Here is an 11,447-nt window from a genome sequence, read left to right on the forward strand (position 1 = left end):
GGCTTGCGTTCTGATTCATTTATGGTAAAATTAGAGTAGTCCATAGTGATTTTTCCCCCGTGTAGATGTTTTTGTGGTGATTACATTCTAACACGTGAATAGTCCCTATGGATTTTTTATTTACTGTTCAATTTGATTATACAATTAACCATTAATAAAAAAACCAATAGAACAATAAAATTATTCTACTGGCTTTAAAAACATTTAATCTATATTTTCTGCTGATATATCATCATTCCAAGCTATAACAGCAGTATTACCCTGGCTTAGTTCATTTACCTTATCCATCCATTTTTCTTCAGATGCAACCCTTGCCTTAAGCATAGCATTATCCGTATTAGTCAGTGACATACACTGATTTACAACCCACCATTTATTTTCAATACCGGCTCTCGCTAAATCAGTATGCAGACGCTTTGCTTCAAAAACAGGCGTAGCCTCCGGCAAAGTAACAATTACTACCTCAGTTTGCTGTTTATCACGCAGTCTTGGTAATAATCTCTGTACCGACAGTGGTGTTTCCCCTTTAGTCCGCTCTACCTCTTTATGATAGCTTTGTGTTGAATCCAACAATAAAAGCGTATGCCCTGTTGGCGCTGTATCGATTACTACCACTTCATTTTCAGCCTTATCAACAATATCAGCAAATGCCCTGAATACTGCAATTTCCTGAGTACATGGTGAACGCAAATCTTCTTCTATATAGGCAAGCTGTTCATCCGTCATTGTTTCACGAGCCTTATTCAATACTTCCTGCTGATATTTAAATAACTCTTTCTTCTCATCGATATGACTTAATGAAATATTTTTTGTTTTTGTTGCTGTATATTGTAAATGATCAGCAGGATCTGTTGACGTCAGATGCACTTTCACACCTTTTTGCGCTAATTTTACGGCTATACTGGCCGCAATAGTTGTCTTACCTACGCCACCTTTGCCCATCGTAAAAATAACTTTTTTGCCTGTTTTATATAAATCTTCCACCAATGTATCCAGTGATTTATCATATTTACTATTTATATCATGAACTTGTATCGCTTCATATTTATCTTCCTGGAAAAAGGCACGCAGATTATCCAGCCCCAATATATTATAAGAACGCAATGGTATTAAATAAGTATCCAGTTCAGCAAGCTCTCTGGGAATATTCTTCATTGACTGATACTGCTTATCATATATTTTCTGTGAAACTTCATCACTGGCCTTTGTCAAAACACCATTTATAATAAGTAATTGATTATTGATTTTCAATTCACTCAGCTCGTGACTTGAACGCTGTGCTTCCAATACTGGTGTTGTTTGCGGTCTTGCCACCAAAATAAGTGTCGTTTTATTTTTATCTGAAAGATTTTCTACTGCATTTTTATAAATATCTTTTTTTTCTTCCAAACCAGCAAGCTGCCCCAAACAGGAAGCACCATGCGTGCTGTCTTTTATAAAATTACTCCAGGCTGAAGGCAGCTGCAGCATACGCAAAGTATGACCGGTTGGTGCCGTATCAAAAATAATATGGTCAAATTTCTTTTCTGTCTCTTTATCAGTTATAAAATAAGAAAACTGATTAAATGCCGCAATTTCTACTGTACACGAACCCGACAATTGTTCTTCCATGTTTTTGATGACACTATCCGGTAATTTCCCCCGATAAGGTGCTACAACTGATTCACGATATTCCTGTGCTGCCTGTTCCGGATTAAGGTTAGCGACAAGCAAGCCGGTGACGCCTTCAATTGCTGTTCCTTTATCATCAAGCTGTGTTGCAAAAACATCCTGTAAATTTGACGCCGGATCAGTACTTACCAATAAAACATTTTTGCCAGCGTCAGCTAATTTTACAGCGACCGCACATGCTGTAGAAGTTTTTCCTACACCACCTTTTCCGGTAAAAAATAAATATTTTGTTAAATTTATTTTCTCCGGATTAAATTTTTCAAACATATTATCTATCATATTAGCAGCACCCTTCTGAACCGCAACAGCAGCATTCCCCTGCTTCTTCCTGTTGTTTTCCTGCAATCTCCACTTCCAGCCATTGAGATAATTCCTCATTAGTCGGATATTCTTTACTCTTGGCAACTTTACCATCAACAAGTGTTACTGGTAAAACATCTACGCCTTCCTTATCCAATATATCCTTAATTACTTCATTATTGACAAAATCCTGCGGCTCACTGGATAAACCATGTCTTACAATATCAATTCCCTTTTCTTTAAGTGAGCTAATAACTGTTGCTATACGTAAAAGCTCGGAATCAATAGACGGCCCGCATACACCGGTTGAACAACACATTGCCGGATCAAAAATTTCTATCTTTTTCATATAATTATCCCCTTTTTATTTACAGTGATTTTCATTTGTCTGCAGCCATTGCTGCAAATTTTTTAGATCTTTTTTGTATAACTCTGTATTACGCAAATTATCATAAACAAGGCTGTCAATAAATTTATACTCTGCATTTTTTTGCCAGGCATAGTATACCCATTGTGCCTGCTTTCTATCTTTGACCAAGCCGGCATTTTTCAAATAAATCAAGTGCCTGGATGCTTTAGCCTGCGTAATTTGCAGCATAGCCATAATGTCACATACACATAATTCTTTTTCATATAATAAATTTATTATGCGCAGTCTTGTCTCATCTGATAATGCCTTTAAAACTTCCGGCAAATTTTCCACATCTGCTCCTCCATATTTCTTGTATAATCGCATACGCGTATATACGATTATTAATTATAATAACACCACTAGGAATTATTTGCAAATAAAAATACACCTGCTAATCTACAGATGTATTTTCTCTATTCTATAATTTTATATAATCCAATAATATATAACGACTATGTTTACCAACTGTTATTTTTTTTAACACAGCCTGCATTTTATCTGTTAATTCCACATCTTCACCAGCAGCCTGCCAGTCAGCTCGTGTTCCATGCACATCACCAGTAAATCCTGACGATGCTGTGAAAATATTTACTACTGCCTTATACTGACCATTACCAGCATCCTTTAATTTAATTACTTGGGCAAAACGAAAGGCTTCCCCTGATGCCTGAGGAATAAAGTAAAAATTATCTGCATATTTATAATCACCTGTCCTGCCATGCTTTTTCGGTATATGGGCAAAATATTTATTGCAAATGCTATTTACTCTTCTTACTGGTACCTTAACAATACGTGGTTCATTTACAGCTATAGTATTTAAAGCAAATTCAATAAGTTTTTTATCAGAAATGTACCCATTAGTAAATGGTTTTAAATTGGCACGGGCAATATTGCTAAAAAATTTATCCAACTGATTTTTTTCTGCTGCTGATAAATTAATTGTTTGTTCCCGCTTCAACGACATTTGACCCGAATTTTGCGGGGAAGCAGTAACTGTATTTATTTGCATAAATACAAAACAAAATATCAATAACAGCCATTTAATATTTTTCATAACGTTCCTCCTTAATCATTCTTTTGCCTTAACTATAGCAAAATACACCGTAAAAAATACCCCTAAAAAGTATCCTTTTTTATAAAAACAGAGTTATTCCTAAATTTCATGAAAATAACTGCTATTACTATTAAATAATCACAAAATTTTTCTTTAATTTCACAATGAAATTGCTTCTTGTATCATATTATAAATGGCGTTGTGATTTTTCCGTTTTTCCGCATACATAATCTTATCTGCCCGATTATAGATTTTCCAAAATTCGTCTGCTTCTTTACTGTAGCTGCTGTAGCCTGCTGAGATGCCAAAAGGAATCTCAGCACTGTTTATATTATGCTGAGATAAACTTTCTGAAATCTGTCCTTTTATATTTTCTAATTCGTTACTCGGTATTATTGTTTCCCAGGCAATGACATATTCATCACCACCAGTTCTATAAACTATAGCATCTTTAGGTGTAACTTTACATAAAATTAAACTAGCTGCTTTTATAATTTCATTACCAGCAATATGCCCCAATGAATCATTAATAATTTTCAATCCATCAATATCACAAACCAGTAAAGAAATATGTTTATTATTTCTTTTTACATCATCCGCAAAACGAACAAAAGCGTTGCGATTTTTTAATCCCGACAATAAATCATACTCTGCTGCAATGCAAAGTTCATCTATTAATTTTCTATCTTCACTAATCTTTTTCCCATTTTCAAGAATCTGCTTACGTAAAAAATTATTTTGCCGAATAAGAAGCGTAACTCCCACACACATAAATATTAACAATATTATTTCCCATACATAATCCATTAGTATAATCCCCCTGATTTGTTATGATTTTTATTATACTAACTACCCTTGGACAAAAAATATCCTTCGTCCTAATATTAATAAAAAATTTTTTATTGCTAAAATAATAGACTGGATAATATTTTTACACAGCAAAAGTCGCAGTAATTTAATCACCTGCGACTTTTCCACTTATAATTCCATTTTATTTAATATTTCTTTCAGCTGAATTAATTCTTCTTTACTTAGTGTTACACCTTTGCCCATTTTTTCGTGTTCCGGTGCCCAATCACGCAAATCATATTTAGGTGCACGATTATTCCAAGAAATGACATTAAGTTCTTTTTTCCAGCCTTTATTATTTTCTGATAATACCGCTACCGTTTCTACTATTTCATAATTTATATCTGCCATATTAATCACCTTTTTAACCTTTTCATTTTATTATACTAAAAAAATGATTTTTATTCCATATTTTTTCATTTTCATTACATTTTGTATATATATTTTTTAATATTCAGTCTTTTTATTTAAAATATATTACCATGTTTGTTTTATAAACTCGGGAATTCTATTTTCTAAACGTCTTTTAACATTACTCATAATATGCGCAACTGAATCAGTATTATCCAATGTAAGTTTAACACAAAAATCAGCAATCTTATCATCATTGAAATTAACAAATGTGGCTATACTATAGGGCTGTTGATAGGAAAAATATAATTTTTCCGGCAGTAATGATTTTCCACATACATATATTTTTTGGGGCATTGTTTTTTTATCAAATGTTTTTTTAAAATAAAAATAATTCATCAACATGAATCTTTCTCCATTTATTCAATTATGCGTAATCGTTTTCTTCGAATTTATTTTACTACAAACCATAACTCTAAACAAGTACTGATTATTGTTATTTTATTCAATAAAAGTGGTTATAATCCCTGTTTTAATCATAACCACTTTTGCTATTAATTATTGACTGCCTTACGCTTATTCTTTTCTTTAAATTGCATTGCCAAATTAAATATCAACGCAATTATTAATAATACCACTGCTGTTACCATTATATCATGCAGTCCATTATGCAAAATATTTCTCATAGCTGGTAATAACTGCATTGGCACATCACTAATACTTTTATAATCACTCAATTTATTAAGCATGGCTATCGTAATCGTGCCATTTGATTTTTCCACGCCCTGCATTAGTTCATAGTTTAATATTGCTCCATAAATAGCAGCCATAAAGGTCTGGCTTAATATACGCAGCAAGTAAGCAAACGATGTTGCTATAGGAATATCTTTTCTTTCGGCATCTTTTTGCACGCTTAACTGCAGAATATTAAAACATAATCCCAAGCCCAATCCCTGAAAAGCACCGGCAATAAGCAAAAACCATAAAGGCACTGTAACACCAGCTATTGATAAAGCCATAAAAGCTGCTAAAAATGCACTCGTCCCCAGTAATATTACATAATATTTACCAGAACGCAGCTGCATTGGCGGTCCTATTATCGAACCAATAAAATTTGTAATTGAGCCTGGTATCTGGGTTAAGCCGCCTACTAAAGCCGTCACGCCTAAAAGCCCTTGTGCCCACATTAGCCCATAAATATTAAATGCTATGAATGCCCCCCACAATAATGCAAATAATAAAAAATCGACCACCAGTGCTGGATTTTTAAATAATCGATTAGGAATAATCGGGTCAGCAGCTTTTTCCTCTACTTTTACCAAAGCTGCCAATAATATAAGACCTAACACAATAAAACCTGCTATCCACGCAATATTGCCTGATTCTATCATCTGAATCCCTAATAGCAGCATTATAAGACCACTAACCATAAGCACTGCTCCAAGAAAGTCTATCTTTTTACCTATAGCATGAATTTTTTTCTGCTTAAAGAAAAACTGCATACACATAATTGATATTAAGGCAATTGGTATATTGATATAAAAAACCCAGTGCCAGCTCAGCACATCAACAATCCAGCCGCCAATCAATGGCCCGATAATTGATGCCGCGCTAAAACTAGCTGTGGCAAAAGCAATAATTTTTGCCCGTTTTTGTAAATTCTCATAAATATCGGCATAAATAATAAATGGAATAGTATTCATGCCGCCAGCCCCAATTCCCATAACGGCACGAGCTGCTAAAAACATCCAAATATTACCTGCTGATGCCTGAAATATTGCCCCTATCGCAAAAGCTGTCGTTGCTATCTGATAAGCTTTTTTATTGCCAATACGTTCACCTAATTTACTCCATAATGGTGTTGATACAGCCATTCCCAATAAAAAAACTGAAATAATCCAGCCCATATAACTAATGCCATGCAAATCACTAATAATTGCCGGCAATGCTGTATTAATAATTGTTCCATCCAGTCCTGCCATTGCATTAGACAGTAATAACGCTGCTGTTACAATATTTAGTTCTCTTGTGTCCACAAACAAACCTCTTTCTCTATACCTTTAAAAATTGCTAAACAAAAACAGAGCAGAAATTTAGTAATCTCTACTCTGAAAGCACTATCTTTTATATTGTTAGTATAACACCTAGAGTTAACTCCATGGCAATAGTTTTTATCATGATTCTAATTTTAGTGCTGCATATTTACTAGCCAGTATATTTATTAATTTAGCTGTAAAAACATTGGCAATAGTTCCTGTGATTATAGCTGCCATTAAAGTACCTTCCCGTACCCCATAAATATGCTGAAAATATATCCAGGAAAAAACAGAAACAATGATGACCATTGATATATCAAATGCTGTTTTTACCCGGCCAAATTGTATGTTCCAATGATTAGCAATTACTTTGACCACGCTGTCCGATGGAATCATTACGATATTGGCAATTATTTCCAAAGCCACACCAAACGCAAGGATTACGATCCCTAATAACAATACTACAATTTTTATAGCATATGCTTCTGGTACCAATCCTTGTAATAAATACATTGATAAGTCAATGAAACAGCCAAAAACAAATGCTGCAGCCAACTGGAGCAGCTGAACACACTTAAAGCTTTTTTTCAATATTAGTATTTGTATGGCAATAAATACTATATTTAATAGAGCCATACACATCCCTATTGTAATAGGATACTGCAAACTAAAAATAAAAGGCACACTGGCAATTGGTGATGTTCCAAGCATGCCTTTTACTGTAAGAGCAACACCAAATCCAACTAAAAATAATCCAGCCAACAAAAAAATAAAACGCTTATATAACGACACCACAATTATCTCCTTTAAATCCAAATCTTATGATAGCATAATTGTAGTCTCTCACCATCTATTAAGTTTTTTGCGCCTCCCCAAACTTAATGAACAACTGTCTGAGAACTAAATATTAATGTATATCAATTAATGCTATTATACTAATAATAGCACATAAATTTTATAAATACTATATTTCATATATATGATCTTATTGTTAATACAGCCTTAATTATTACGAGTCTTATACAATAAATTCATTTTCATTTCATAATAATCAGGTGTCATATCAAGATAATGCTTATGCGGATTTTCAAATCGCTGTTCTTCCACCCATATTTCCGTTGTTAATTGCTGTTTAACATAGTCTCTTACTGATTCCAGGGATGGCTTTTCACCTACACGCTTACCGTCTTTTACCACCAGCTGCTGCAAACTTTTTGCTGTGCAGTTAACAAAATGACGATTTTTCCAAGGTTTCTCTGGATCAACATATCTATATGAATCTGTCATATCAATCTGTTCTCCACGCAATGCTAATAAATCTGCTATCGCCTGGCCATTTTCACTATAAATACGATATACATCTTTTAATCCAGGATTGGTAATTTTTTCCACTGTTTCAGATACTTTAATACGAGGCTCAAAAACACCGTTTTCCCGTACTGCCGATATTTTATAAACAGCACCAAAAACCGGATCACTCTTAGCTGTAATCAAACGCTCACCTACACCAAACCCATCGATACGACCGCCTTGGTCTAAAATGGATTTTATCGTATATTCATCCAAGCTGTTTGATACTATTATCTTGCAGTCAGTAAGACCGGCATCATCAAGCATCTGTCTGACTTTTTTAGAAAGATATGCTAAATCACCTGAATCAAGACGAATTCCTTTAAGACGTTTTCCTATTGGTTCCAATACTTCTTTTGATAATTTAATAGCATTAGGAATTCCCGAACGTAAAACATCATATGTATCAACTAAAAGCACTACCTGATCTGGATATTTATGCGCATAATTGCAAAAAGCTTCATATTCATCTTTATAATACATAACCCAGCTGTGCGCCATCGTCCCACTTACAGGTATTCCAAACTGCTTGCCGGCTAAAACCGTAGCTGTTGACACTACACCACCAATATAAGCAGCTCTGGCACCATAAACAGCTGCATCAAGATTATGTGCACGTCTTGCTCCAAAGTCGGATACAGCCCGCCCTCCCGCAGCTCTGACAATACGACTAGCCTTAGTAGCTATCAACGACTGATGATTAATCTGTGCCAATACTGCTGTTTCAATAAGCTGTGCATCAATAAGCGGTGCGACAATAGTAATAATTGGTTCATTTTGGTACATAACAGTACCCTCAGGAAAGGCATAAATATCGCCACTAAAATGAAAATCCCTTAAATATTCCAGGAATTCATCAGAAAATAAATTCAGTGAGCGAAAATATTCAATATCGTCATCAGCAAAATGCAGATTTTCTACATACTCAATAATTTGTTCCAAACCAGCAAAAATAGAATAGCCACCTTGGTCGGGATTTTTACGATAAAAAACATCAAATACAACATTTTCTATTTTTTCATTTTTATGGAAATAGCCATTGGCCATTGTCATTTCATATAAATCCATCATCATACTGGCATTTCTTTTATCAAACTGTGTCATAAAATTTCCCCACCGCGTCTTTCTTGATATTGCTTAACTATGATAACTATAAAAAAATATATTCTTATTGATTATACCACTATAACTAAAAAAAGCTATAAAGTTTACCTAATTTATATAGATAAACTTTATAGCTTATATTTATTTTAAACCGGCTGCAATTGACCGCTTACTTTCTGATCATTTTTATTGTTTTTTTCTAATTCTGTTTCACATTTTTCCATAGCAGCAGTAAAACTACGCCATAAATGCTTGCGTCCCAATGTTTTAAAAATCCCCGCCCGGTACATATGGCGACGTACCTTAGGATTAGCCTCACATAAATACACTTCAATACCACGCTTTTGCATATTGCGTATAACTTCATTAAGCATTTTAAGACCTGTCAAATCAACAAAAGGAACATTATCCAGACGCAATATTAAATGAGAAGGATCTTTAGATATATGTGCCAACGAACGTTCAAAAGCATTTACTGCCCCAAAAAACAACGGCCCTTCAATAGTGTAAACAAGAATCTCCGAATGGCTTGCTACTTCTTTTTGCACAGCAGCTTCTATTTCACTATGACTAATTTTATGCACCTCTGCCGATAAAATCATCTTACGCATAAATTGTAGAATTGCCAAAACAACACCAACATTAACAGCTACTACTAAATCTGCAAATACTGTCAGAAAGAAAGTAATAAGTAAAATCAAAGAATCTGCCAAAGGTGCCACACGAATAAGACGAACAAAATTTCTCGCATCACTCATATTGTAGGCAACAACAAATAAAATTGCCGCCATGGATGCTAATGGAATATTTGCTGCCAATGGCGCAAAAAAGAGCAATACAGCAATCAATACAACGCTATGGATTATACCCGCCAAGGGACTATTGCCCCCCTGACGAATATTAGTTGCCGTTCTGGCAATAGCACCTGTTGCTGCTATACCGCCAAAAAAGGGACAAATTAAATTTGCCAGGCCCTGTCCAAATAATTCCTGATTGGAATTGTGCTGATAGCCAATCATGCCATCAGAAACAACAGCTGACAACAATGATTCTATTGAACCTAATATAGCAATGGTAAACGCTGGTCCAATCAATGATACAATATCTGAAAAGTCGAATGACGGAATAGCAAAAGCTGGCAGGCCCTGCGGAATTCCACCAAATGCTGAACCAATTGTAGCTACCCCGGAAAATTTGAAAATAGTTTGTATCAAGGTTGCCACTACCATTGCTAATAATGGTCCCGGCACCTTCTTTAAATAAGGAATTTTAGGTGCTGCTAATATCAACAGTAAGCTAATTACACTAATTAATAATGTAGGTAAATGTGTCTGCGGCAACGACATAATCAATGCATATAATTTCTCATGAAAAAGTGCTGCTTTACCGATTGCTGGCAAACCAAAAAATGCCTGCCATTGACCGACCCATATTGTAACACCAATACCAGCCGTAAACCCAACTATTACTGGTGCCGGTATAAACCGGATAACATCACCTAATTTAGCCAGTGACATTAAAATAAGTATAATCCCAGCCATGACTGTAGCAATCTGTAAGCCGGCCAAACCATATTTCATTAAAATGCCGCTTAGGATAACAACGAATGCACCTGTCGGTCCGGCAATCTGCACACGCGAACCACCAAAAACCGATACGAAAAATGCTGAAACAATAGCAGTATAGAGTCCCTGTGCTGGTGATACTCCGCTGGCAATAGCAAACGCCATTGCTAATGGCAATGCTACCACCCCGACAACTAGCCCAGCCACAACATTTTTACTCAATTGTCCAGACTGAAAAAGCCCGGCTCGATATGCTTCTTTTAGTGCAATCAACAGTAATCCCTCTTTTTATTTTATTGTGTTTTTAAACGAGAAAAGAGCCGGCATTTAGCCAACCCTTTTCCAAACATCTCTTAGTAAATATAATTTAATTATATTTACTAAATACATATTCATAAGTAGAAATTATAAATGATAGAATGTACCTTGTCAAGCATCTAAAAATAAATGTTTTTTTCATACTAATCTGTTTTTTTTAAGGGAGCATTACCCTTTTTCACTAGCTGTGCATAAATGCGTTTTTTATTAGCCTAGAAGTTCTTCTTATATTTATTTTTATATTTTTTACGTGTTATAGCATAGTATTCAGAATACGACCCAGTGTATCCTAAATTTGTTAAACTTATTTCTAAACAATTTTCCCTATATTTAAATTATATTAACTCAAACTTCGCACATCAATAAAAGTCGATGTACCTTGAAAATTCAATAATTGGCGTTATTTAAATAGCAATATTTCAGGCTATTTGGCGTAG

The 11,447-nt window shown here is 34.6% G+C and carries 11 protein-coding genes; all 11 read right to left on the reverse strand.

Annotated elements, in window-relative coordinates; all coding sequences use genetic code 11:
• Positions 1 to 204 precede the first annotated feature (204 nt).
• Positions 205 to 1,938, reverse strand: coding sequence for an arsenical pump-driving ATPase (arsA, locus tag HNR32_RS13070; protein WP_183863404.1), 1,734 nt, complete (start codon positions 1,936 to 1,938; stop codon positions 205 to 207).
• Positions 1,939 to 1,951: 13 nt separating this feature from the next.
• Positions 1,952 to 2,320 carry an arsenite efflux transporter metallochaperone ArsD gene (gene arsD, locus HNR32_RS13075; RefSeq protein WP_183863386.1) on the reverse strand — a complete coding sequence of 123 codons (369 nt, stop codon included), beginning with the start codon at positions 2,318 to 2,320 and terminating at the stop codon, positions 1,952 to 1,954.
• 15 nt (positions 2,321 to 2,335) lie between these two features.
• Positions 2,336 to 2,707, reverse strand: a complete 372-nt coding sequence (locus HNR32_RS13080; protein WP_196611150.1) for an ArsR/SmtB family transcription factor — start codon at positions 2,705 to 2,707, stop codon at positions 2,336 to 2,338.
• A gap of 94 nt (positions 2,708 to 2,801) precedes the next feature.
• Positions 2,802 to 3,437, reverse strand: coding sequence for a hypothetical protein (locus HNR32_RS13085; RefSeq protein WP_183863388.1), 636 nt, complete (start codon positions 3,435 to 3,437; stop codon positions 2,802 to 2,804).
• Positions 3,438 to 3,596: 159 nt separating this feature from the next.
• Positions 3,597 to 4,244 (reverse strand): GGDEF domain-containing protein, encoded by a 648-nt coding sequence (locus HNR32_RS13090; protein WP_183863390.1) that lies wholly within the window; start codon positions 4,242 to 4,244, stop codon positions 3,597 to 3,599.
• 171 nt (positions 4,245 to 4,415) lie between these two features.
• Positions 4,416 to 4,637 (reverse strand): YdbC family protein, encoded by a 222-nt coding sequence (locus HNR32_RS13095; protein WP_183863392.1) that lies wholly within the window; start codon positions 4,635 to 4,637, stop codon positions 4,416 to 4,418.
• A 126-nt stretch (positions 4,638 to 4,763) separates the two neighbouring features.
• Positions 4,764 to 5,042 (reverse strand): hypothetical protein, encoded by a 279-nt coding sequence (locus HNR32_RS13100; RefSeq protein ID WP_183863394.1) that lies wholly within the window; start codon positions 5,040 to 5,042, stop codon positions 4,764 to 4,766.
• A gap of 149 nt (positions 5,043 to 5,191) precedes the next feature.
• Entirely contained in the window at positions 5,192 to 6,673 is a 1,482-nt protein-coding gene (locus HNR32_RS13105) for an MFS transporter (protein ID WP_183863396.1), read from the reverse strand.
• A 138-nt stretch (positions 6,674 to 6,811) separates the two neighbouring features.
• Positions 6,812 to 7,465 (reverse strand): YczE/YyaS/YitT family protein, encoded by a 654-nt coding sequence (locus HNR32_RS13110; RefSeq protein WP_183863398.1) that lies wholly within the window; start codon positions 7,463 to 7,465, stop codon positions 6,812 to 6,814.
• Positions 7,466 to 7,675: 210 nt separating this feature from the next.
• Positions 7,676 to 9,127 (reverse strand): nicotinate phosphoribosyltransferase, encoded by a 1,452-nt coding sequence (locus HNR32_RS13115; RefSeq protein WP_183863400.1) that lies wholly within the window; start codon positions 9,125 to 9,127, stop codon positions 7,676 to 7,678.
• A 146-nt stretch (positions 9,128 to 9,273) separates the two neighbouring features.
• Positions 9,274 to 10,965, reverse strand: a complete 1,692-nt coding sequence (locus HNR32_RS13120; protein ID WP_183863402.1) for a SulP family inorganic anion transporter — start codon at positions 10,963 to 10,965, stop codon at positions 9,274 to 9,276.
• Positions 10,966 to 11,447: the final 482 nt, after the last annotated feature.

The sequence above is a fragment of the Pectinatus brassicae genome, assembly GCF_014201835.1.
In the GTDB taxonomy this organism is placed as follows: domain Bacteria; phylum Bacillota; class Negativicutes; order Selenomonadales; family Selenomonadaceae; genus Pectinatus; species Pectinatus brassicae.